Source organism: Bacteroides caccae (genome assembly GCF_002222615.2).
Taxonomy (GTDB): Bacteria; Bacteroidota; Bacteroidia; order Bacteroidales; family Bacteroidaceae; genus Bacteroides; species Bacteroides caccae.
The window spans coordinates 954,226-977,127 of record NZ_CP022412.2 but is presented as its reverse complement, the minus strand read 5'-3'; the positions used below and the strand labels follow the sequence as shown (position 1 = coordinate 977,127).

Annotated in this window: 22 protein-coding genes and 1 tRNA gene; 7 read left to right on the top strand and 16 right to left on the bottom strand. The window is 43.5% G+C overall.

All coding sequences use genetic code 11. The features are described 5' to 3' along the window. Positions 1-96 precede the first annotated feature (96 nt). From CGC64_RS03835 to CGC64_RS03810, 6 genes are all read left to right on the top strand, one after another. Positions 97-711: a polysaccharide deacetylase family protein gene (locus CGC64_RS03835; protein ID WP_005676862.1), complete on the top strand. Its 615-nt coding sequence runs from the start codon at positions 97-99 to the stop codon at positions 709-711. A gap of 63 nt (positions 712-774) precedes the next feature. Then, complete coding sequence (gene queG / locus CGC64_RS03830) at positions 775-1,698, top strand: tRNA epoxyqueuosine(34) reductase QueG (RefSeq protein WP_005676861.1); 924 nt, start codon at positions 775-777, stop codon at positions 1,696-1,698. Positions 1,699-2,183: 485 nt separating this feature from the next. Beyond that, entirely contained in the window at positions 2,184-2,414 is a 231-nt protein-coding gene (locus CGC64_RS03825) for a hypothetical protein (protein WP_081447298.1), read from the top strand. A 99-nt stretch (positions 2,415-2,513) separates the two neighbouring features. After that, a complete protein-coding gene (locus tag CGC64_RS03820; RefSeq protein ID WP_005676855.1) occupies positions 2,514-2,996 on the top strand; it encodes a hypothetical protein in 483 nt (160 codons plus the stop codon). 55 nt (positions 2,997-3,051) lie between these two features. Further along, positions 3,052-3,711 (top strand): porin family protein, encoded by a 660-nt coding sequence (locus CGC64_RS03815; RefSeq protein ID WP_005676854.1) that lies wholly within the window; start codon positions 3,052-3,054, stop codon positions 3,709-3,711. A gap of 104 nt (positions 3,712-3,815) precedes the next feature. After that, positions 3,816-4,541, top strand: coding sequence for a hypothetical protein (locus tag CGC64_RS03810; RefSeq protein ID WP_005676851.1), 726 nt, complete (start codon positions 3,816-3,818; stop codon positions 4,539-4,541). Positions 4,542-4,814: 273 nt separating this feature from the next. Here CGC64_RS03810 and CGC64_RS03805 read toward each other — a convergent pair whose 3' ends face one another. The 5 genes from CGC64_RS03805 to CGC64_RS03785 are packed head-to-tail and all read right to left on the bottom strand — an operon-like array spanning position 4,815 to position 12,695. Continuing rightward, complete coding sequence (locus tag CGC64_RS03805) at positions 4,815-5,855, bottom strand: BACON domain-containing protein (protein WP_005682524.1); 1,041 nt, start codon at positions 5,853-5,855, stop codon at positions 4,815-4,817. 14 nt (positions 5,856-5,869) lie between these two features. Continuing rightward, positions 5,870-7,144, bottom strand: coding sequence for a DUF4302 domain-containing protein (locus CGC64_RS03800; protein ID WP_005682525.1), 1,275 nt, complete (start codon positions 7,142-7,144; stop codon positions 5,870-5,872). Between the two features lie 16 nt (positions 7,145-7,160). Next, positions 7,161-8,030, bottom strand: coding sequence for a zinc-binding metallopeptidase (locus CGC64_RS03795; RefSeq protein WP_032838487.1), 870 nt, complete (start codon positions 8,028-8,030; stop codon positions 7,161-7,163). 28 nt (positions 8,031-8,058) lie between these two features. Beyond that, positions 8,059-9,561: a RagB/SusD family nutrient uptake outer membrane protein gene (locus CGC64_RS03790; protein WP_005676846.1), complete on the bottom strand. Its 1,503-nt coding sequence runs from the start codon at positions 9,559-9,561 to the stop codon at positions 8,059-8,061. A 14-nt stretch (positions 9,562-9,575) separates the two neighbouring features. Continuing rightward, the gene (locus CGC64_RS03785) at positions 9,576-12,695 is read right to left on the bottom strand and encodes a SusC/RagA family TonB-linked outer membrane protein (protein WP_005682528.1); all 3,120 of its coding nucleotides are present in this window, start codon (positions 12,693-12,695) and stop codon (positions 9,576-9,578) included. A gap of 680 nt (positions 12,696-13,375) precedes the next feature. On the opposite strand from CGC64_RS03785, the gene CGC64_RS03780 reads away from it, so the two are divergent. Next, on the top strand, positions 13,376-13,621 hold the full coding sequence (locus tag CGC64_RS03780; RefSeq protein WP_005676844.1) for a carboxypeptidase-like regulatory domain-containing protein: 246 nt from the start codon (positions 13,376-13,378) through the stop codon (positions 13,619-13,621). 135 nt (positions 13,622-13,756) lie between these two features. Here the strand turns inward: CGC64_RS03780 and CGC64_RS03775 are convergent, their stop codons facing one another. From CGC64_RS03775 to CGC64_RS03720, 11 genes are all read right to left on the bottom strand, one after another. Further along, entirely contained in the window at positions 13,757-14,998 is a 1,242-nt protein-coding gene (locus tag CGC64_RS03775) for a DUF4861 domain-containing protein (protein WP_005676842.1), read from the bottom strand. 94 nt (positions 14,999-15,092) lie between these two features. Beyond that, on the bottom strand, positions 15,093-15,896 hold the full coding sequence (locus CGC64_RS03770) for a gluconate 5-dehydrogenase (RefSeq protein WP_005676841.1): 804 nt from the start codon (positions 15,894-15,896) through the stop codon (positions 15,093-15,095). A 43-nt stretch (positions 15,897-15,939) separates the two neighbouring features. Beyond that, complete coding sequence (kduI, locus tag CGC64_RS03765) at positions 15,940-16,782, bottom strand: 5-dehydro-4-deoxy-D-glucuronate isomerase (protein WP_005676840.1); 843 nt, start codon at positions 16,780-16,782, stop codon at positions 15,940-15,942. Between the two features lie 719 nt (positions 16,783-17,501). Continuing rightward, positions 17,502-17,572 (bottom strand) — tRNA-Gln (locus CGC64_RS03755). 107 nt (positions 17,573-17,679) lie between these two features. Next, the gene (gene tyrS / locus CGC64_RS03750; RefSeq protein WP_005676838.1) at positions 17,680-18,972 is read right to left on the bottom strand and encodes a tyrosine--tRNA ligase; all 1,293 of its coding nucleotides are present in this window, start codon (positions 18,970-18,972) and stop codon (positions 17,680-17,682) included. Between the two features lie 86 nt (positions 18,973-19,058). After that, positions 19,059-19,712 (bottom strand): TatD family hydrolase, encoded by a 654-nt coding sequence (locus CGC64_RS03745; protein WP_032855097.1) that lies wholly within the window; start codon positions 19,710-19,712, stop codon positions 19,059-19,061. Positions 19,713-19,729: 17 nt separating this feature from the next. Then, positions 19,730-19,969, bottom strand: coding sequence for a membrane protein insertion efficiency factor YidD (gene yidD / locus CGC64_RS03740; RefSeq protein ID WP_369894050.1), 240 nt, complete (start codon positions 19,967-19,969; stop codon positions 19,730-19,732). A 32-nt stretch (positions 19,970-20,001) separates the two neighbouring features. After that, a complete protein-coding gene (rnpA, locus tag CGC64_RS03735) occupies positions 20,002-20,391 on the bottom strand; it encodes a ribonuclease P protein component (protein ID WP_032838430.1) in 390 nt (129 codons plus the stop codon). A 5-nt stretch (positions 20,392-20,396) separates the two neighbouring features. Next, positions 20,397-21,143: a uroporphyrinogen-III synthase gene (locus CGC64_RS03730; protein ID WP_022043208.1), complete on the bottom strand. Its 747-nt coding sequence runs from the start codon at positions 21,141-21,143 to the stop codon at positions 20,397-20,399. 4 nt (positions 21,144-21,147) lie between these two features. Further along, positions 21,148-21,999, bottom strand: coding sequence for a DUF4271 domain-containing protein (locus tag CGC64_RS03725; RefSeq protein ID WP_005676833.1), 852 nt, complete (start codon positions 21,997-21,999; stop codon positions 21,148-21,150). Continuing rightward, positions 21,996-22,583 carry an LOG family protein gene (locus tag CGC64_RS03720; protein ID WP_005682538.1) on the bottom strand — a complete coding sequence of 196 codons (588 nt, stop codon included), beginning with the start codon at positions 22,581-22,583 and terminating at the stop codon, positions 21,996-21,998. Before CGC64_RS03720 ends, CGC64_RS03725 begins: the two co-directional genes overlap by 4 nt. Between the last annotated feature and the right edge of the window lie 319 nt (positions 22,584-22,902).

Here is a 22,902-nt window from a genome sequence, read left to right as displayed (position 1 = left end):
AAGTAACAAGTATTAAGCGATATCATCCATGCGGTTTACAACGCAGCCCATTGCTTATTACTTGTTACTTATTATTTCAAAAAAGTACAAACTCTCATGTTTATAGAACAACCACCGTGGTTTTTCCGGGCGTTGTATCCGCAAGCCATTTTCCGAATGGACCCGAACGAACGGGCCGTCTACCTGACTTTTGATGACGGACCTATCCCCGAAGTTACTCCCTGGGTACTGGAACTGCTGGAAAAACACAATATTAAAGCTACCTTCTTCATGGTAGGCGACAATATAAAGAAACACCCGGACGAATACCGGATGGTGGTAGAACACGGTCACCGCATCGGCAACCACACTTTCAACCACATCCGTGGATTCGAATACTCCAACCCCGACTATCTGGCAAATGCCCAAAAAGTAGATGAAATCATACATTCCGACCTGTTCCGCCCGCCACACGGCCACATGGGTTTCCGACAATACTATACCCTCCGCTATCATTACCGGATCATCATGTGGGACCTCGTGACCCGCGATTACAGTAAGCGGATGCGCCCGGAACAGGTACTCAACAACGTGAAACGTTACGCACGCAACGGCTCTATCATCACCTTCCACGACTCCCTGAAATCATGGAACAACGGGAATCTGCAATATGCCCTCCCCCGCTCTATCGAGTTTCTGAAAGCGGAAGGATATGAGTTTAAAGTGTTATAACGTTACGCGAGCTATACAGAATACGTCATATCAGCTAAAACATACGTTATATCAGCTATAAAAATGGAAGCACTCCTCCCCACTGAAATAATCAAAGCCGAAGCCCTGCGCCTCGGCTTTTCAGCCTGTGGAGCAGCGCCTGCCGAAGCTGTCAGTGAAAAGGTTGCTGATACTTTCCGCCAATGGCTTGCAGACGGTTGCCAGGGGGAAATGGCTTATATGCAGAATTATGAGGACAAGCGCCTCGACCCGCGGCTCTTAGTAGAAGGGGCACGCACCGTTATCAGTGTTGCCCTGAACTATTATCCCGAAACGAAGCTGCCGGAGAATGAATACCAGATAGCGTGGTATGCCTACGGCAAAGATTATCACGATGTCATGAAGGCAAAGCTCAAGACGTTGCTTGAGTTTATCCAAAACAACTATTCTGCCGGCGGACGCGCCTTCTGCGACACCGCCCCCGTACTCGAACGCTATTGGGCATGGCGTGCCGGACTCGGCTGGATAGGGAAAAACACCCAGCTTATCATTCCGCAAGCGGGTTCTTGCTTCTTTTTGGGAGAATTAATTATTGACTTTCCTGCCGACCGCTATGACAGTCCGCAGGAAAACCGTTGCGGTTCATGTACCCGTTGCCTCAACGCTTGTCCTACAAAAGCGTTAGAAGCGCCTTTCAGGCTCAATTCCGCCAAATGTCTCTCTTATCTGACCATTGAATACCGTGGAGAACTTCCGCCCGATACGGGGCAAAAAATGGACAAAATGATCTACGGCTGCGACGAATGTCAACGTGCCTGTCCATGGAACCGCTTCGCGACTCCTTCACGGACAATAGAATTCTCCCCTTCCGCCTCCCTGCTGACCATGCGGAAGGAAGACTGGCACCGCCTCTCGGAAGAACAATACAGGACACTGTTCAAGGGCAGCGCAGTGAAAAGGGCCAAGTATCAGGGACTCATGCGAAACATCCGGTCCGCGAAAAAGTAAGTGACCGAAGTTCTGAAAACACGCCGCACGGTCTGAATAAGCAAAATTTAGCAACCATATTGTTCTCCCGCCTCATTATTTTTCATAAATTTGCAGCGGACTCTTCCGCAGAAAGCCTTCGGGTGGTTAGTGGGGAGAGCTGTTTATATAGAGAAGACGTTTACAAGCGTTTGTCTTTCGTGTTTCAAAACTTCGCAGTTTTTTTCATATCACCAGAAAGATGAATAGCAACAAAGACGTCCTCCTGATGTGTATTTATATACATCCGTGCCTCTCTTTGCCGAAACAAAGGGAGGTTATGGGTGTTGTACATATCGGCGTGGGCTTTCTGCGTTGTTCGTTCTTGATGATATGGCATTGCGAAGGCCTTGAAACACGGAACGGACGAAGGTGAGATTCCCACGCCTCTTTTATATATTCTCGCCGGTATTACAATAATCCGTTCCTCCAACGGGAATCCGGGGGACGCACACTTGCAGAATGACATGATTCATGCGGGACAACTTATCGAACGCACGCTTCACGAACAAGGACGTACTGTTACCTGGTTCGCCAGTCAGCTATGCTGCACACGTCCCAACGTCTACAAGATCTTCCGGAAAGAGAATATCGACATCCACCTGCTCTGGCGCATCTCCTGCATCCTCAACCACGACTTCTTCCACGATTTATCCGACAGCATCAGTACGGGCAGCTCCTCCGGTGTATCCAAATAGGATACAATTCCGTATCCTCCTTGGAACTATGTTTTCTCCTGCTGGTATAGTCCTTTCGCATACCTTTGCAAGCATATTAACATATAATCACAAAGGGATATGAAAACGAAAAAACTGATTTTAGTTATTTTCCTCACCTTTATCGGTGCAATCGGAGCGTACGCACAGAAAACAAATGTAAGAATGCAGGAAACACAGGCACGTCTACTGGATGTCACCTCAAACGCTTATGTAAAGCCGCTAACCGTGGAGTTGCAGATAGACAAATCGAAAGGACGCATCAAAGACGAATGGACGCTCACCAGAGAACAAGCCGAACAGGAGATGAATGGCGACCTGGTCAACATCCGCAGCTATGCAATCTATATGTCTTCGCAAAAACATAATGCAGACGTGATAGTGGCAGCCACATTCAACGTCAAAACCAATGACGACGGGAACGGGTATAAAGTGACCGTCATCGGCTATCCGGCCACCTTTATCAACTGGAAGACGGCAGAAGCCTCGGACTACGAATGGATCCGCATGGAAAAAACTCTCACAACAGCCGACAAAGACAAGATAGCCGCCGTCATCAAATAACAACCGTTATCAAATAAACAGACAACAAGTATTAATAATCAAATAGAATTTCAACATGAAAAAACTATTATCATTGGCAGCCGCATTCTTACTGTGTGCAGGCGTGCAAGCACAGATTGTATCATCCAGAAGTGTCAGCATCAAATCCGCTCAGAAACAGCCTTCTGAAACACAATGGTTCCTGCGTGGCGGATTGAATGTCATGAAAATGACCGGAGACGGAGCGGAAGACACCGGCAGCAAACTCGGTTACAACTTTGTTTACGGTTTCCAGAAGCCATTAGGGAGTATAGGTACGTACTGGGGAATGGAGTTCGGACTCGGTTCCCGCGGCTGGAAGGTCGAAGAAAACGAAAGCGACTACGAATACAGCCTAAGCTTAATGGCCCACAACGTACAGGTTTCTCCGTTTACTTTCGGATATAAATACAACATTACGGATGCTCTGGCAGTCGACGCACATCTCGGCGCTTACGTAAGTTGCGACTATGTAGGTAAGATTAAAGAAAAAGAATCCTATCAGGGAGACAGTGAAGAAACAAGCGTCAACATGGGCGACTGGGAAGACTGGAAGCGGGTGGATGCAGGCATGAATATCGGTGTCGGTATATGGTACGACCGTTTCAACCTAGATTTCACTTATCAGCGCGGCTTTATCAAAACATGGGAGTGTAACACCAGCAATGTCCTGATTCGTCTGGGTGTAGCTTTCTAAGTGAAGTACAATCAAACCTCAATTACACATATATCCAGCGTTCACGTCTTTCTCTCTCAACAGGGAGAAGGGGTGAATGCTGTTTTTCTTAAAAACAACGGAGTATGATGACCAAACAACGATTCCTTGCAATTATCTATCTACTGATAGGGATAATACTGCCCGCCATGGCGCAGACGTTTACGGAACAGAAGAAAACTTATCCTGTCAGTGCCGACGGTAGCAAATACGTAGTCAGCGGGTTTACTTCTTTCAGCCCGGCAAGCGATGAGCATATCTACGCCAACGCACTATTGTGGACGGTGGAGAACGTCTGTCCGAAGCTACGTGAAGGAATAACGGAAGCCAACGTACCGGCCAAAAGTTTCAGTTGCGACCTGGTACTCGCCTCGCAAGCAGATTCAAAGCAGAACAACACCTATTATTGCAAAGCCATTTTCCGGGTAGCGGAAGGCAAGCTGGTCTACTATCTCTCTGATGTCCTGATAGAATCGTCGGTACTTGTAATGAAGAAAGTCACCGCCATGGAGAAACTGCAACCGGAGAAGAAAGCGTCGCACAAGGAGATAATGGATGATTTCGTACAGGTGGAATCGCAAATGCTCAACCGGATGTTCGACTTCATCGCCACACATCAACTTTCACCGATCACCCATTGGAACGAGATCAGTATCGGTAAACCGGTGAAAGGTATGACCGAGGATGAATGCCGCCTGGCTTTCGGCAAACCGCAAACGGTTCTGGAATCAAACGGAGAAGTGCAGTGGATGTACTCCAGCTCCTTTTATGTTTTCTTCAAGAACGGACGTGTGGAAACGATTATCAAATAAGTTTAGAAACATATAGATAATCTATAAGAAAAAGAAGCATCAATTGAATATTCACTACGTACGCCTATATACAAAAAAGAATAGCTGCTTTATCACAAGACAGCTATTCTACATAATTAATGTAAGCTAAATCATCTTTCAAAGAATTTATGATCCGACTTACTCTAAGCTCGCTTGCTTACATATATTCAAAACATGTTATTTATTCTAGTATCTTTCATGTCGCTGTATCTTTAGTATTAAGTCATTCTACATTCCAGCATATAACTTGTTTCATTGGTGTTCCATTACAATATCAACCGCATACCCGTAACTTTTTCCGGCAAACTGGCCTCCGTTTTCCCATTTCTTATCAAAAATGCCGTACATAAATCCGTCTACTTTATGATCTTTCCATGTTCCATCATCTTTAAACTCAAAGAATGGTAATCCTGCTTTTGTAAACTGCAAATCAGCAACATACATGATATTTCCTCCCCAAGTTAATACATTAGCCGCTTTATCATACGCACAGAGATAAATGTAATTAGGAGAGATAAATCCCAAATACTGATTATCAAAGTTGATAACCAGCCGTCCGTCAGTCAATACAGCTTTAAAAGGTACACCATTATTGAGCGGAACATCTTTTGCTATCAAATCATACACTCCCTTCTCATCTGTTGCCGTAAAGGTACAACTACCCGTATAACGTTTTCCGTCATTACGGGTATGCATCATAGTATATGTACCGGACAATCCTCGCTGAACGCAAGTCGCCGACCATTCATTTTTCCCACTCTGAACGGTCAACGTCCCTTCCCGATAATCCGTACCGTCCAACATAGGAGAAACCACCACATGAAGCTGATCGCCTTTCAATTCATAAGTCAGCCATTCGGCAGTAGATTGAATACTATATTCGCGCCGGGTATGCAAAGTGAAAACAGCTTCACCCCCTTGCATAAGAAAATCCTTTGTACCTTCTACATCACAAATAAAAGTATCGCCCAACTGGGTCACGGGAACTTGCAATATATCTTCCCCGGATTGTATGACCACCATTGTGGTACGACTGGATATAGAAAGATTAGCCTCAACAACCAAACTGACTTCCTGATCGGACACACTGGCTACCTTACACCAAGCGACATCCGAGGTGGCACTTACCTGTTTACCGCCTGACAGTTCAATAGTTCCTGTGCCACCATCCGCAGAAAACTTAACATCCGACCTTATCGCCTTTAATGCTACATCCGCCGTATCCTTATCATCACTACAACCAACAGCCGACAAGCATAGCACACAAAGTAATATAGAATATATTTTTCTCATAGTCATTCCTTTTTTTATTCATGTTTAACAAGAGTGATAAATGCAAAACGAGATTCGGCATAAGCCTTATATTCACCCGCCTTGCTCCACAGAATCATACCGCGAGTTACAAAATCAGCTTTCCTTCCGTCGTCTACAAACTCATATTCGTTGTCAGAACCTTCTTTCAGTTTGCCGTACATACCATTCACAAAATCAGTTCCTCCATACGTCAGGCTTCCGGGATTCACCATCCAAATGCTCAAATAAGCTTCACTACCGTCCGTCAACTTCTGATTCAGGAGCTCCATACGCCGTTCTGCCTTATTATAAATCATTGTCAGATCAATCGGCAACATACCTTTAATTGTATAACTTTTCATATCCTCTTTCTTCACTAACTCGATTTCCAGAGACAATACAGGAGTATTCTCACCACGTCGGTAATTCATCGTATACTTGCCCAAATATTGTGCGTAAATGATATATTCCGGATCATAATCCACTTTCAACACAACATCCGGAGCATTTTCAGCTACCAGTGTTTCATTTGCAGCCGACCAAGTAAAGCGGTGCAGCTCTTTGCCACCAACTTCCACCGGAAGATAAAACTGTATTCCTGTTGCCGTCGGCATGAAAGAAGTAGACGTTTCCTGTCCGTCATATACCACATTAAATGTATGGGAATCCGTATAAAGCAGAGCCAGTTCTTTCCCATTCATCATGCCACTGAACCCCAATACCCCTTCCAAACGGTTCATTTCTTCATCCACTCGGATAGCAGCAGCCAGATAAGGTGTAGCATCTTCCGCCAGACGGGTCATACGAATTATATTCTTCGTTTTCTTCCCTCGAAGGACAATCTCATTCTCAGTATGCGAGCGCAAAAGAAATTCATAATCACCCTCATACCCTTTGCCCGTTCCTGCTCCTCCGGATATATCCGAATCAGAGAAATAATGGAACAAGCTATTATAAGTGTCAAAGTTAAGGGTCGGTCCGATATCCTTCTTAATAGAAAAAAGGCTCTCTTCCGTTTCCTCCGGTTTCCCAAAAGCATCAGTAGAAATAGTCACTTTATCCCCTCCTTTAAACTTCATAATGTAGTTGAAACCACCATATATCTGCGAAGAATGCGGATAATACTCCATTAACCACCCGTGCTCGGAACTTACCAGCAAATCATGATATTCTTGAACGGCTTCTTCTACCCGCTGGGCAACAGGTTTATCGTATACATCATCTACATCCTGCACACACGAAAAGCAGACAGTGGCAAATGCCAGTAAAGTATAAATCAGTTTTTTCATATTCTCAGCGTTTGTTTTAATAAATATGATCCAAATCCAGTTCACTAATCTCATTAGTACGACGTGCAATCACTTTGCGAAGCAGATCAAGGTCCACTTGCCAGGAATCTTTCATATACTTCTTCACCATTGCCAGCTTTTGGTCAATGATCGGTTTACCTTTTTCTCCAGCCAGAGTCATAACATTTTCCCACTGTGCTTCCGGATAAGTCAGGAAACAGGCTGTCACTTCAGCAATATCCTCACTCGGTTTACTACCGGCATACGGTGTGACAAATCCCAAAGGAGCGACCTCTGCCAATTTACGGTTCTGCCAACCGGTAGGTGTATAATTACCTGCACTAATCTTATCATAATCTACCGGATAATTTTTTTTCTGATGCAGAATGTGGGCAAACTCATGATGCATCACCTTGAAGTAATATTCATTCATGCGGTCAACATTCGTCAAATCCAGCCAGTTACCCATATACAAAGTCACTTTCAGTCCGCCTTCGGCAGTTCCCAGTGTATACGTCCCCTTATCCCACGAAGCAGAACCTATAAGATGAATAACTTTCGGAGCACAAGCACGTGTAAAATCAAGACCTCCCACTTCATCATAGGCCTCCAGCCAGCAATGTTTCACTATCTTCGCCAATTTCACACTCAACCAAAAGTCCGTAGGTACAAGATTGTGCGTATAATCGGATTCAATATGTTCCATTCTGTATTTAAAGTCGATGTTATAGGGATTGACGTAGTTTTCGAGTAACCAGCGGTCAAACTCACTCTTTTCTTTCTCTGATGCATCAAAAATACTCTGGTCTTCCAAGTCATCGTCCTGGCAGGCGAAGAAGTTGCTGCTCACCAGAATACAAAGCAAATATATATACCAATTTTTCATAATCAATTCTTTATTATCTAACATTAAACTATCTTGGATTAGGCTGCATACCAGCCTCTACGACAGACGCCGGAATTTGAACAGCTTTACGGAGGTCGTGAGCTTTCAGCACAATAGGAGATTCGTTCTCTATATTATGGGAAATCTCAATACCGAAACGCTTAATATCCTGCCACCTTTCCCCTTCGTGCACCGTCTCAATACGACGGGCATGAATGACTGCTTTCAGCAAATTTGTCTGTAATCCTGCTTCCAGAGCAAACTTGGGATCAAGTGGTTTACCGTTAGTCGTAGGATCTACTGTCTCATAAAAAAGATTCAGTTCATCTTTGTCGGGTACTTTAGTAGCCGCTTTAATACGATACCAATACTGTAAATCGTTCACTGCCTTATCATATTGCTTAGAGAGCACATAAGCCTCAGCACGATTCAACAATGTCTTATCAGTGGTAAAAGCAAACGCAACCTGACGTCCATAATAACTACCTGTAATGGCATTGGCAATCTCTTTAAACTGGTCCATTTTAGGAACAAAAATAGACTGGTCACCATATCCCAAGACTGTTTCATATACTTTCAAACTACCATAAGGACCCTTCGACCAGATAGTCTGTTTCTCACAAATCTCACGGCTATGACCGTAGCGATAAGCCGATTTATAGTTACTCCCCCACCATGACATCGTTTGCTGTAACATCAGATTAGCCGGTTCGTCGCTACTAATGTATGCCAGCGTATATTCCATAGAACTGGGAAATTGAGCATATCCTCCCATATTTCTCAACACAGATGACGGGTCCTCACCAATAGCCTCCGTAGCATAACGAATCGCCTTGTCGAACTTATTATAAAACAAATTGAATTGTGCGGCAAAAGCATAGGCTGCATTCTGATTGAAGTGATATAAGGGAATATCATAGGCCTCGGAACTAATCAGCGGTAATCCTTCTTCAATATCTTTATCAATCATGGCATACGTCTCTGCCAATGTACCACGCTCATATTGTACACCGACATTTGTTTCGGGAGCAGTGATATAGGGTATTCCCAGATTAGTATCTGCATCATCCCCATAAGCCATACAGAATATTTTGGCTAAAGCAAAATGCCCATAGGCACGACACATCAGCGCTTCCCCCTTATAAGGCTGCGCCTCCTCCGGATCTCCCAGTTCTTCAATCGCCTGCAATGCCTGGTTAGCAGCAGCAATCGCACTATAACATCCATTCCATAAATATCTTGGCGTATCTTGATTGATATCGGTCATTTCTTCCCAATAGTAACCCTGCATCAGTATATTGGAAGGAAAACCATATTTTTCTCCATTGTCCATACGGTTGTCCGACATAAATTCTTCCATTTGTATGGATGAAGCTGTAGAATAGGCAGACATCAGCAAATCTTTCACTTTTCTCACAGAGTTCAATTCCGTACGCTGATCGGGCATGGTATCCAGATAACTTTCACATGAAGTAATCATGCACGTCAATGCGAGTGCCAGCAATAATATTATTTTATTTCTTGTTTTCATACGCTTTCAACTATTTAAAATCCAACTTTCAATGTCAAAGTAAACTGCTTGGGCACAGGTGCCGACACACCACCGGAACGGAAGAATTCGGGGTCCTGCCCATTCAATTTCGAGTCTGCATAAAGCAGGGCAAGGTTCGTACCCTGTATTTTCAATCCGACACTACTGATAGGGGTAGACTTCAGCCATTCTTTCGGAAAATCATAAGAAAGAGAAACCTCTTTCAAGCGGACGAAAGCACCACTGGCAATGCGTGCAGTAGAATAGTTATACGAATTGTAGGCAATACTCAGGTTCGCATATTGATTGCGTTCAAAAGAACTGGCCATTACAGGGATGTCCGTCACCTTTTCATCACCCGGCAACACCCAACGGTTCTTGAAATCTTTCGGAGTGGCATCCAAGTCACTATACGACGAACGGAACATCGGGTCCAAGCGGACTTTGTTACCACCGGAGTAAGTGACAAATACATTTAAGCGGAAATTCTTATAGGTAAAGATATTACCAATACTTCCTGTTATAGTCGGATCGGTAGGACCTTCATATTTAAGGAAATCCACATCTGTCGATTGTTGCAGGTTCAGACTGCCATAGTTTGCTTTCGTTACGGTTTTTCCGTTAAAACTGAATATCGGAAAGCCATCCGAATCCAATCCTTCGAACGGAATAGAAAACAAACCGCGTACCGGATAACCTTCACGGGCAAACCCAACGCCGGAGATCAAGTCGAATACACGCGAACGTGACTTGAAATCGGTTACTTCCGTCTTATTATATCCGAATATGAAATCGGTAGACCATTGGAAGTTACGGCTTTCGATATTGCGGGTAGAGAGAGTAAATTCAAAGCCATGGGACTTCATAGAAGCTACGTTTGCCATACGTTCTACCGAACCACCGACACCTTGAGTTGTAATTGCACCGATCAAATCATAATTATCACGTTTGTACCACGCAGCTTCAAGATTGATACGGTTGTCAAGAAATCCCATATCCAAACCGATATTCATCTCATGCTTCTTTTCGTAGGTCAAATCACTGTTTTCAAGATCTACAATCTGTAATCCCGATTCAGAAACACCTGCCGACGGACGCCAAGGAGTATAGCTGTTAATAATAATCTTGGAGTTTGACACATTACTCGGACCTACATCAGCCGTCAAACTATACGAGGCTTTCAATGTAAAATGAGATAAAGCAGGTTCTAGTTTCTTGAAAAACTCCTCTTCATGCATATTCCATGCACCGGCAATATTCCAAGTAGGCAACCAGCGGGCAGAGCGTGACTTTCCCAAACGGTTGGAGCCTTCATAACGACCTGTGCCTGTAATGATATACCGTCCCTTATATGAGTAAGTGGCAGTTCCGAAGAAAGCTACGTTACGTTTCTTGGTATTAGTAAGGTCATAATAGTTTGTATTACCCTCGCGCAGTTTCTTGAAAGCAAGGTAATCAAAGAAAGGAATTTCACCGTTTTCATACTGCATCCCCCAGCCGTCAAAGCTATTTGCCGTACGATTTTGAGCATTCGATTCCATACCTGCATAAACGTTGACAATATGCGTATCATTAAACACATCATTATATGAAGCAGCAGCACGGAAGTCATAACTCAGCATCTTATATTGCGCTGTATTATAAAAACCTCCCTTAGGCAAGATAGACACCGGAAGTGCATAAGGATCATCCGGATCTTTATACAGCCATGAGTTACGGTTGATAATCGTGCCATCTCCCATAGCCCGGTATGCCAATGCCTGGTTTGAGTTTTCGCGTATTTTGTGTTCTTGTGATGTGGCGGAATACTTCAAGGCGCCTAAAGCGCTCAGTTCCAGTTTGCGGAAAAGTTTCCATTTCAATTCCGCCTGAAACTTCAAATCGATAACGTCCAAAGAGATATTGTTGGCATTCAGTTCGTTGAAAATATTAAAATCAGAATAGTTACGCATATAATACTCGTTCGGATCAAGGGTTCTGGAAGTGTTCAGAGCATAACTATAAGGATTGATATCAAATCCACGGCTCACTGTGCCGGAAGCTGCATCAGAACTCTGTCCCAATGTTCCCGGAGCTTTCTGCTGACGATAAGAAGCATTGGCAATCACGTTGAGCGACAAGTCTTTGACTATCTTATAACTATTATTCAAATTAGCCGTGTATCGTTGCACCTTATTTTGCAACATCCAGCCGGGATCGACCATGGCACTTACTGAGACATAAGAAGTGGATTTCTCCGTACCGGTAGCATAACTGACGGAGTGATTCATCATAATGGCATTACTGAAAAGCAAGTCGAACCAATCGGTATTTCTATATTCGGCTTCGCGCAGATAAGCATTCTGAGCTTCAGGAGTTTGAGCAAGACCATACATTCCGTTGGTTTTGTCATACCAGTTATTCAACTGATACATTTTCCCATACACACCACTATTGGAAGCACGATACACGCTGGCAAAGTTCAAATCACCTTTATCACGCATTTCTTTATAAATCCCCATTTGGTCTTGAGAATTCATCAGGTTAAAGTTACGGTAAGACGGCTTCATCCGCATAGTAAACTCACCCGTGTAACTCAACCTACTTGTACCTGCCTTACCCTGCTTAGTAGTAACAACAATCACACCCGACATTGCACGCGCTCCGTAAATAGAAGTTGCCGAACCGTCTTTCAATATTTGAAAACTCTCAATGTCATCTGCATTCAACCCCGCAATAGCCGAACTAATCAAAGTAACCGCATCTCCCGAAGATAATTGATCGGCACTGACTTCTACGACATCGTCCATAATAACGCCATCTACTACCCACAATGGTTTGGAATTACCATAAATTGACGTGGCACCACGAACCCTGATTTTAGGAGCTGTACCAAAGGTACCGGATACGTTTTGAACAGATACGCCGGCAGACCGGCCTTCCAGTCCACGGCTAATATCAGGCAGACCATCCAGCTTTACACTTGCCGCTGTCAAACGATCGGCCGCACCAGTAAAAAGACGCTTGTCTACTTTTGTCATACCTGTAACCACGACTTCGTCCAGTACTTCGGCATCCGGCTGCATAACGATTTTCATCGTCCCCGGTTTAATGGATACTTCTTGCGCTTTCATCCCGATGTAGCTGATTTTCAAAGTTCTAGCAGAACTTAATATTGTAGCATCTGTATTTTACAATTTCGGGAATAATTGTCAATAAAATCACTTAAAACATAACTGTCAAAATGATATTCTGCTTCCTTCTGTTTGCAAATATTTTGGTATAAGTACAGGATATAGAATAAAAATGCAAGGAATTAAAAATACTTCTCCATATCGAACGCTTACGAGAATATATATGTTACTCATAATTGTAATCATATTGCATAATAACAGCAATATGTCTATTTAATTATCATTAAGTAATACGCCACCTTTAACTGGTTATTTTTATATTTGAGGAAAGGTATTTCAGAAATTATGTAGATGTTTTTCATCACGATTTACTCTCATCACAAATCGTCCGGTCTTAAATTCCCCTAAAATAATAAGTGTAAATTTTCAATATAATTAAGCTTGTTCTTTTAGAAGATATTCCAGTTTTATGGGTACTTAGAATAATCATATACCTTATTAATAATAACAAAATGTTAATAAGCACATAATATACATGGATTCATGAGAATTGAATTCGATATAGTTCTTTCAAATTAATTCGCAAACAAATTGATATATTTTTTATTGTTTTGTTTTGTTTTTAATAAAATGTGCTTATTTTTGCAAAAGCATACAAGCAAATAGACAACTATTATATTAACCAAATATTTAGTGAGCGTATGAAAAAAAGATTTGTGTTGTTATTGGCCTGCTTATTAGCAGGAATCGGTCTGGCGATTGCCCAAACACCTAAAACAATCACAGGGGTTGTCATTTCAGAAGAAGACAATCAGCCTGTTGTAGGGGCATCCGTACTAGTAAAGGGCACAGCTATCGGAACTACTACCAATGTAGACGGAAAGTTCACGATCAGCAATGTACCAAGTTCTGCTAGAACTAAATCAATCGGTTATCCCCTTTCATAACAAATATACACTAAACGTTCCTCTCCGGATTCCTTCTTACGCGGCAGATTATTTCTACTAAAAAAAACAATGGGAATTCCCATATAGTTACAGGAATCCCCACTTTTCAGCTATTTTCAGTTCTTAAACTTGCTACTAATATGCTACCGTCAGCGGAGCACGTAATTTCTGAGCATATTCGGCCATGTATTTATTCCAAACATCCACAGTTTTGATAGCCCCCTTATTCCAGGCAGAACCCCAGTAATAAGTATATTCAGAACCCGGTTCGTATTCGCTGATAGCCAACACATGACCGTCGGCTCCGCCACGCTCCTTCTTTTCCTTTTCAGAAAGAAGCACCACTTTAGCCTCCTTCACCTGTGCAGGGAAAGCAGCACCGATGAATATCTTGCCGTTTCCTCCCTTGCGGTCGGTGGTAGGATCTACATAAGTAATATAGCCATTCGCCGCATCGGCTGCAACAACGCCGTCCGGCTCACGGAGAACGATTCCGGTGGTTACAGGCATTGCCTCTTTCATGTTTGTATAAGAGATTACGGCTTTATTGAGGTACGAACCCGCATCCAGAGTAATCACACGCGTCTCTATCACATTAGAATCACCGCGGACTACCAACGGATTAAATTCCAGTTTCACCGTGAAACGCAACGGACCATTATCAAGGATTTCCTGCGTGCGATAACAGTATGGATAGATGATCGTGTCGCCCTGCATCAAAGCAGCCGTACCGCAACCCAGCGTAGGACCTACGGCATAACAGTCCATTCCATAACCGTGATCGATATGATAGGAAATGGCTCTTTGCAGTTCAGAAGCCGCTTTAGGATCTGTTTTTCTCAGTTCAGCTATCTTGGCACGCTTTTCCTTATTGAGTTCTTCAGCGTACATACCTTCAAGAACTGGCTGGGTGGTATTGTACTTCGTAAAGAGGTCATAACCAAAGCCACGTTCACCTCTTGCCTGCAATGCAGGACCATAAGCACGGTAACCGCCCAGGTCATTCTCCCATGCAACGTCGTCCAGACGTTCGGAATAATATTTGCCGCAGGCAATTACGTTGAAAGGTTCCGGAGTGCCCGGTTGGATAGTATAAGTGGCTGTACCATTCGCTTTCACCGTAACCGGGAAAACAACCTTCTCATCATACGTCACCTGATACGGAACTTGCTGTCCGTCTATGTCAAGCACCACAATTTGCGCTGTATCGGCCAGTTTCAACTTGGCAACGACATAGCTCATCGGCACTTCAATCATCTCTCCCGCACGCTCTAAACCCAGCGGATTGGTCACGGTCACCGTCATAACCTGCTTGCTTTCGACGCAGGAAGCAAAGCCGATAAAAGCAACGGCAAACAGAATAAATATCTTTTTCATGATTGATTCTTATTAAATAAAAAATAAGGTGACAGATGAAAAGAGTATGCTCTTTTGCCATTCTATCACCTTACCGGATATAGTTTATCTTACATTATTTCGGTTGTTTTCCGATGTAAGCAAGGATACCACCGTCTACGTAAAGAACGTGTCCGTTGACAGCGTTAGAAGCTTCTGATGCAAGGAATACAGCAGGACCGGTCAATTCTTCCGGATCCAGCCAACGGCCGGCCGGAGTCTTGGCGCAGATGAATGAATCGAACGGGTGGCGGCTTCCATCTGCCTGCGGCTCACGAAGAGGAGCAGTTTGCGGAGTAGCGATGTAACCCGGGCCGATGCCATTACACTGGATGTTGTATTCGCCATATTCAGAGCAGATATTGCGAGTCAGCATCTTCAGACCACCCTTAGCGGCAGCATAAGCAGAAACAGTTTCACGACCCAGCTCAGACATCATAGAACAGATGTTGATAATCTTACCGGCACGCTTTTCCATCATAGCAGGCAAAACAGCCTTGGAAACGATAAACGGAGCATTCAAGTCGATGTCGATTACTTTACGGAAATCAGCAGCTTCCATTTCGTGCATAGGAACACGGCGGATAATACCTGCGTTATTTACAAGGATGTCAATTGTACCTACTTCTTTTGCGATAGTAGCAACCATAGCCTGAACAGCCGGTTCGTCTGTTACGTCGCATACATAACCATGAGCCTTAATTCCCTTTGCAGCGTATGCAGCCATACCTTTGTCTACCAACTCCTGATTGATGTCGTTAAAACAAACAGTAGCACCTTGTTCTGCAAAAGCAGATGCGATAGCAAAACCGATACCGTAAGAAGCACCTGTAACGAGAGCTACTTTACCTTTCAAAGAAAAATTCAAATACTGATTCATAATTTTTTTGTTGTTAAATTAAGGAAACTATTGTAGTTGTTTATTATTTCAAGTCTGTAATCAATGAGAAGTCCTGATCGCCGTAATCAAGGTTCTCTCCGCCCATACCCCAGATGAAAGTATAATTGTGGGTAGCCGCAGCCGAATGGATAGACCATTCGGGAGAGAGCACCGCCTGATCGCCTTTCATCCAGATGTGGCGCGTCTCGCCTACTTCACCCATGAAATGACAGATAGCGTGTTCTTCGGGAATTTCGAAATAGAAATAAGCCTCCATACGACGGCTGTGCACGTGGGCCGGCATCGTGTTCCATACGCTGCCCGGAGCAAGCTCGGTCATACCCATTTGGAGCTGGCAGGTAGGCAATACCTGGTTCACCAACATCTTATTGATATTACGATGGTTGGAGCCTTCCAAAGAGCCCATTTCAGCCACTACCGCATCGGCTTTCGTCACTTTGCGGTCGGGATAGTTGCGATGTGCAGTCAGTGAATTGAAATAGAATTTAGCGGGATGAGAAGCGTCTTTGCTTTCAAAGGTCACTTCACGGTCGCCCGAACCCAGATAAAGAGCCTCTTTATAATCAAGTTCGAATACAGCGTCGCCTGCCTTCACGATACCGGGGCCGCCTACGTTGTAAATACCCATTTCACGACGGGTCAGGAAGAACGGAGCTTTCAGCGGATCGATTGCTTCAAGCGTCAGTACCTCCCCTACCGGAAACGCACCGCCCACCACCATACGGTCGTACATGGAATATACCATATTCACTTCATTGGGGACAAATATCTTTTCGATTAAGAAATCTCTGCGGATTCTTGTAGTATCATAGTTTTTTGCATCTTCGGGATGCGCAGCATAGCGAATTTCATAGTTCGTTTTCATACCTTATTTATTTATAGTTATTGAATAAGCTCTCTTTCTCAAATGTACATCGTTTACGTACACGATGCAAAAATAGTAAAAGAAAACGGGTTAACATTACAATTTTGTTCCAATTATCCATCAAAAATGTCCAGATTTGACGCAATGTACATCTTTTTAACGAACTATAATACGATTTGAGGTAGTTTTTTACCTAACGGGAAAAACAGAGCCACTCCTACTCTCATGAAAACATCCTCTTTTAGCAATAAATACTCCCGGCTATTGACTTTCGCCTTTTTATTTTGTATCTTTGAGAAACAGTAAAAAAAGAAATAGCACATGAAACGTACAGAAATAAAGACATAATCAGTCCACCACAGCATATATTTCCATATATGCACAAACTTCTAATGGGAGAAAGTCAGTCATGATTTTCTCCCATTTTGTTTAAATACTTCGATTCTTATCGCCAAAGAAGCCGAAAAACGTTTTTAATAAACTTGGATACCGTTTATAATAAACTCTCCAATTAGTTATTAAAAACGCTCTCTCCATTTATTATAATGTTGTAAGGATATTATTGCAGCAGAAAGTCACCTTATCCATAGACAAACAGGACAATAGCAGATAATAGTTAATATTCTATACAAGAAATAGCAGTACACCAAACAGATAACAGCAGAGTCGACCTGCATAAAAGAAAAACCCCGAAAGATTACTCTTTCGGGGCTTCTCTGTTGGACTACCAAGATTCGAACTTGGACAAACAGAACCAAAACCTGTTGTGCTACCATTACACCATAGTCCAAACTTATGTGCTTTCTGTTAAAAAGCGGTGCAAAGATAGAGGTTTGCAAGCAAACCTCCAAATATTTCGTTCACTTTTTTACTTTGCACCTCGCAAATCGCGTATTATTACTTCGCAATCAGCAAATAATAGTTCTTTTTACCACGCTGAACAAGCAGATATTTCTCGTCGAGCAGGTCAGCAGCTGTAATTACCTGGTCAAATGCCGCTAATTTCTCTTTATTCAGCGAAACGCCTCCGCCTTGAACCAGCTTACGCATTTCTCCTTTTGAAGCAAATACAGCCGCATTATCAACGAATAAATCAACCGCCTTCACACCTCCCGTCAACGCGTCACGAGAAATCTCGAATTGAGGCACACCTTCGAATACAGCCAGCAAAGTATCTTCGTCCAACTTGCGCAAAGCTTCGGAAGTAGCATTGCCGAACAGGATATTCGATGCATCTACCGCTGCATTATAATCATCTTCAGAGTGAACCATTACAGTCACTTCCTTAGCCAGACGTTTCTGAAGAATACGCAAATGCGGAGCAGCCTGATGTTCTGCAATTAATGCCTCGATTTCTTCTTTTTCGATCGAAGTGAAGATCTTGATATAGCGTTCGGCGTCGGAATCACTTACGTTCAGCCAGAACTGGTAGAATTTGTAGGGAGAAGTATAACGGGGATCCAGCCAGATATTTCCAGATTCGGTTTTACCGAACTTACCACCGTCGGCTTTTGTAATCAACGGACAAGTCAGCGCAAACACCTCACCTCCGTTGGTACGGCGAATCAATTCCGCACCGGTAGTAATATTTCCCCATTGATCGGAACCGCCCATTTGGAGCTTACAGCCTTTTGTCTCATACAAATGAAGAAAATCGTAGCCTTGAAGCAGCTGATAAGTGAACTCGGTAAATGAAAGTCCGTCACGTGCTTCGCCATTCAGACGACGCTTTACTGAGTCTTTAGCCATCATATAGTTCACAGTGATGTGTTTACCTACTTCGCGAACAAAATCCAGGAAGGTAAAGTCTTTCATCCAATCATAGTTGTTCACCAACTCAGCACGATTAGGTACATCCGACTCGAAGTCGAGGAACTTGGCCAGTTGATTCTTAATGCATGCCTGATTGTGACGCAGTGTTTCTTCATCCAGCAGGTTACGTTCTGCCGATTTGCCTGAAGGGTCACCAATCATGCCCGTAGCGCCACCGATCAAAGCTAACGGCTTGTGACCGCAGCGTTGGAAATGACGAAGAATCATCACTCCACAAAGGTGACCAATGTGTAGCGAATCGGCAGTCGGGTCGATACCCAAATAGGCAGTCACCTGCTCTTTGATTAACAACTCTTCCGTTCCCGGCATGATGTCCTGCAACATGCCACGCCATCTCAATTCTTCTACAAAATTCATCGTATTACTCTTTTATTATTAGTTTTTTATTGTATTTCAATCCCGTGAGGGGCAAAAGTACGACTCTTTCTCGGAAGATACAACTCTTACGCCCTAAAAAAGATGTCTTGAATATTTTTACGGACAATAGCCTGCAACGTTTCTACTTCCACACCACGTACTTTCGCCGCATCACGCAACACATCTTCAATATCTACCGGACTGTCATCCGTTTCCAAAAACAAGCGGCTATCAGGCACTACATTCATCGCCTCACTGGAGTAATGCATTCCGAAAGAAAGATAGAATCCTTTCTGTAACAATTGTTTTGCCTGTTCAGGCTTTCCACGGAATCCATGCCATATCCACGGCTGTTTCGGTGCACATTCCTTTCTCAAGGCAAGCAGTTCGTCCATAGCCTTCACACAGTGAATAATCAACGGCAATTCATACTTTTCCGACAATTCCACCTGTTCTTTAAACACAGCTACTTGAAGCTGCATCGGAGCAGCAGCCAGCTTATCCAGTCCGGCCTCACCCACAGCCACTAACTGTTTTTCTGCAAGTTGCTCCCGAAGGCATTCCAATCGACGCTCCGTATCAAACTCCGTCAAATCCCAAGGGTGAATACCAGCAGAATAGAAATATCCTTCGCACAAAGCATCTGTCGCCAACTTACGGTTAATAATCGCCTTCCCGGCAGAAACCGGTTCTGCTTTATGGGTATGAATATCCAGAATATTATTTGTATTCCTTTCCATTTTCCACATTTTGGAGTTTAAGGTACAGGATCATAGCCGGAACCACCCCAAGGGTGACACCGCAAGATACGCCTCACAGCCAGATAAAAACCCTTAATAGGACCATGTTTCTTTATCGCTTCGACCGCGTATGCCGAGCAAGTCGGCGTGAACCGGCAGGAGGGAGGAGTAAGTGGGGATATGCAAATCCGATAAAAATAGATAGGAAGCAGGAGCAGGAATGAGAACACCCTCCTCAAAAATCCTTTGACGGACATCCGGATGCCAGACATCCGGGAGCTATGGGCTTTCATAAGGATAGTTTTTCGGAGATACGCGAAAGCGCTATTTTCATTTTTTCTTCCAGCTCGGCAGTAGCAGTAAGCTCGTCCGACAGATAGATAAAGGCAATAGCCAAACGCTTTTCCCGGCGTTGCAACTCGTCTACCAACAGATATTTATTCTTCCGGTAGGCTTCGCGTATCTGCCGTTTCACCCGGTTGCGCTTCACCGCCCTCTTGAAGCGGCGTTTCGATACACTGATCAATATGGAAGCCGGCGCCTCGCCTTGTTCGACAGGCATATATACAACGCGTATCGGAAAGATGGAAAACGACTTCGAAACACCGCCTTCAAACATCTTTCCGATCAGAATTTTACTATTCAGCCTTTCGGCTTTGCACAAAGTATATATACCCACTCTGTTTATTTATTGTTTTCCTTGATAAACATGTCAAGTGCGGCAGTCATAGACGGAGCTTGCACCGTAGGGGCTTCGAGATCCAGACGGAGTCCTGCATCGCGTACAGCCTGTGCGGTAGTAGAACCGAACGTACCGATCTTGATTTCTTTCTGGTCAAAATCAGGGAAGTTCTTCTTCAAAGAAGTTACTCCGGCAGGGCTGAAGAACACCAACATGTCATAATCGAATTCTTCGTCGGGTGTAAAGTCATTGCTTACCGTGCGATACATCACAGCTTCGGTATGCTGTATGCCGTTCTTGTCAAGCAGTGTTTTTACGTCGTCATTATGTACGTCCGACATTGGGACAAGGTATTTCTCTGTTTTATGCTTTACGATAGAAGGCACGAGGTCCTCAATCTTTCCCGTTGCACCAAAGAAAATTTTACGCTTACGGTACTGCACATATTTTTGAATATACAATGCAACTGCTTCCGTCACACAGAAATACTTCATAGTTTCCGGAATTGCAACACGCAATTCAGTACACAAATTAAAGAAATGGTCGATAGCATGACGAGAAGTGAATATAACGGCAGTGTGGTCGAGAATCGAAATTTTCTGTTGCCGAAATTCTTTCGCCGAAAGACTTTCAACCTTGATAAACGGCCGGAAATCTATTTTTACGCCATACTTCTCTGCAATGTCGTAATAGGGAGATTTCTCTGACGCAGGCTTAGGCTGCGACACTAGTACTTTTTTAATTTTCAACGTCCTAAAATTTTATTAGCAATATATTGTTAATTTGAATCATACCTTGATAGAGTAGCAGACAAGGTAGTATTTCAAGAGCGCAAAAGTACAAAATTAATAGGAAAAGTGCGCCAAATTGATGAAAAAAAAGCTTTATCCACTTATAAAACATCAATATTTTAGCAAAAATTAGAATTATGGTTCCAATTATGAGCAAATTGGTGAGACTCAGGTCGAAATAAACTAAAAAGAGTACGAACGGGAAAAGGGCAAATCCTGCATAATATATGAGCGTAGAATAAGATTCCAGCCATATATTTGTCCTGTTTTTATCAAAGAATGTCCAACCTATAAACATATAAAGCAACCATTTCAGTAAGAAGTAAGCAAGACAGGAGCCCACATAAATCCCCAAAAGCAGAAGAGGGGATACGGAGTTCATCAAAGCAGGGGATGTATCATGAAAATAGTTGAAGAAAGTAATCCCCGACAATACGCACGTCTGCACTACAAGCACAAGAAGATAACGCATGTCAGCCGCTGTAGAACTATCAAAAATACTTGTCCGTTCACGATGCAGCACAAAGTCTTTTACTTGCTGGGAAAGAAATTTCTTTCCGCGTGCCAAAGCTATGGAAGAAAGGAAGAAACAAGCCAGCAAGGTTAGCGCTATGGCATCATCTGTACGGGGAGAATAGGGGATAGGAGTTCCCTCGAAACCGGAAATGACTTCCTGCGCAGAATGGATCTGTGCCAATTGCAAGCTATCACTATCCGCCTTTATTGTCGATTGCGATGAACCACCGAGCTGCCCTTGTTGGAAAAGCGACAGAGTATCCGTAGTGCGCTGGAAGCTGAGAGTGTCAATCGTCATATAGCTGCAAATTTACGAATGGAGATATCCCATACAGGCGTTGAATAAAGCAGTTCCACAGCTTCCTCCGGCGTTTGCGCCACTTTCCATATATCACCGTGCTGGCGGCGCATAAAGTTTTCGTCGATTGCTTTTTCAAGCATTTCGAGTAACGGATCAAAGAACCCGTTTACATTCAGAATCACAATCGGATTGAGATAGAGTCCCAGTTGTTTCCAGGTGATAATTTCAAGCAATTCTTCCAACGTTCCGCAGCCACCCGGCAAAGCTATCACCGCATCACTCAAATCTGCCATTTTCTGTTTGCGTTCGTGCATGGATTCCACTTCAACCAGCTCCGTCAAGCCTGTATGGTGCCAGTTCTGCTCTACCATAAAATGAGGAATAACACCAGTCACCTCACCACCATTCGCCAACACCGCATCGGCCACAGAACGCATCAGGCCAATACTGCCGGCACCATTAATCAAACGGATATGATGATCGGCAAGCAGTCGCCCGAGAGTCTCGGCTGCAGTAAAGTAAACAGGATCTATTTTAGTGCTGGAAGCGCTATATACACATACGGAATTTATCTGGTTCATCAGTTTCTCCATGATTTTATTATATCATGGGCACAAAATTACGAAAAAATTTGGTATTTGTCCACTACCTCCGGAAGCAATCTTGGGCTTCTTACTCGGAAGCCCAAGAGCCTTTCTCACAGAGAATACATCTATTATCAGGTATTTCACCTACTAGCAGATGCACCGAATTGTTGCTGAATATAATCAATCCTATTATTCGATTTTCTCAAATCATCAGATTGCTTGAAACCCTACCAGCATTCAGCATAACAATTAATAAGGATGATCTTTATCTTATTATTCTACAAGAATTATAAAGCCCGCGAATGAGCAACCA

Bases quoted from the DNA above. Each gene is read 5' to 3' on its own strand.
- CGC64_RS03835 (WP_005676862.1), top strand. From the start codon at position 97: ATGTTTATAGAACAACCACCGTGGTTTTTCCGGGCGTTGTATCCGCAA.
- queG (WP_005676861.1), top strand. From the start codon at position 775: ATGGAAGCACTCCTCCCCACTGAAATAATCAAAGCCGAAGCCCTGCGC.
- CGC64_RS03825 (WP_081447298.1), top strand. From the start codon at position 2,184: ATGATTCATGCGGGACAACTTATCGAACGCACGCTTCACGAACAAGGA.
- CGC64_RS03820 (WP_005676855.1), top strand. From the start codon at position 2,514: ATGAAAACGAAAAAACTGATTTTAGTTATTTTCCTCACCTTTATCGGT.
- CGC64_RS03815 (WP_005676854.1), top strand. From the start codon at position 3,052: ATGAAAAAACTATTATCATTGGCAGCCGCATTCTTACTGTGTGCAGGC.
- CGC64_RS03810 (WP_005676851.1), top strand. From the start codon at position 3,816: ATGATGACCAAACAACGATTCCTTGCAATTATCTATCTACTGATAGGG.
- CGC64_RS03805 (WP_005682524.1), bottom strand. From the start codon at position 5,855: ATGAGAAAAATATATTCTATATTACTTTGTGTGCTATGCTTGTCGGCT.
- CGC64_RS03800 (WP_005682525.1), bottom strand. From the start codon at position 7,144: ATGAAAAAACTGATTTATACTTTACTGGCATTTGCCACTGTCTGCTTT.
- CGC64_RS03795 (WP_032838487.1), bottom strand. From the start codon at position 8,030: ATGAAAAATTGGTATATATATTTGCTTTGTATTCTGGTGAGCAGCAAC.
- CGC64_RS03790 (WP_005676846.1), bottom strand. From the start codon at position 9,561: ATGAAAACAAGAAATAAAATAATATTATTGCTGGCACTCGCATTGACG.
- CGC64_RS03780 (WP_005676844.1), top strand. From the start codon at position 13,376: ATGAAAAAAAGATTTGTGTTGTTATTGGCCTGCTTATTAGCAGGAATC.
- CGC64_RS03775 (WP_005676842.1), bottom strand. From the start codon at position 14,998: ATGAAAAAGATATTTATTCTGTTTGCCGTTGCTTTTATCGGCTTTGCT.
- CGC64_RS03770 (WP_005676841.1), bottom strand. From the start codon at position 15,896: ATGAATCAGTATTTGAATTTTTCTTTGAAAGGTAAAGTAGCTCTCGTT.
- kduI (WP_005676840.1), bottom strand. From the start codon at position 16,782: ATGAAAACGAACTATGAAATTCGCTATGCTGCGCATCCCGAAGATGCA.
- tyrS (WP_005676838.1), bottom strand. From the start codon at position 18,972: ATGAATTTTGTAGAAGAATTGAGATGGCGTGGCATGTTGCAGGACATC.
- CGC64_RS03745 (WP_032855097.1), bottom strand. From the start codon at position 19,712: ATGGAAAGGAATACAAATAATATTCTGGATATTCATACCCATAAAGCA.
- yidD (WP_369894050.1), bottom strand. From the start codon at position 19,969: ATGTCCGTCAAAGGATTTTTGAGGAGGGTGTTCTCATTCCTGCTCCTG.
- CGC64_RS03725 (WP_005676833.1), bottom strand. From the start codon at position 21,999: ATGACGATTGACACTCTCAGCTTCCAGCGCACTACGGATACTCTGTCG.
- CGC64_RS03720 (WP_005682538.1), bottom strand. From the start codon at position 22,583: ATGAACCAGATAAATTCCGTATGTGTATATAGCGCTTCCAGCACTAAA.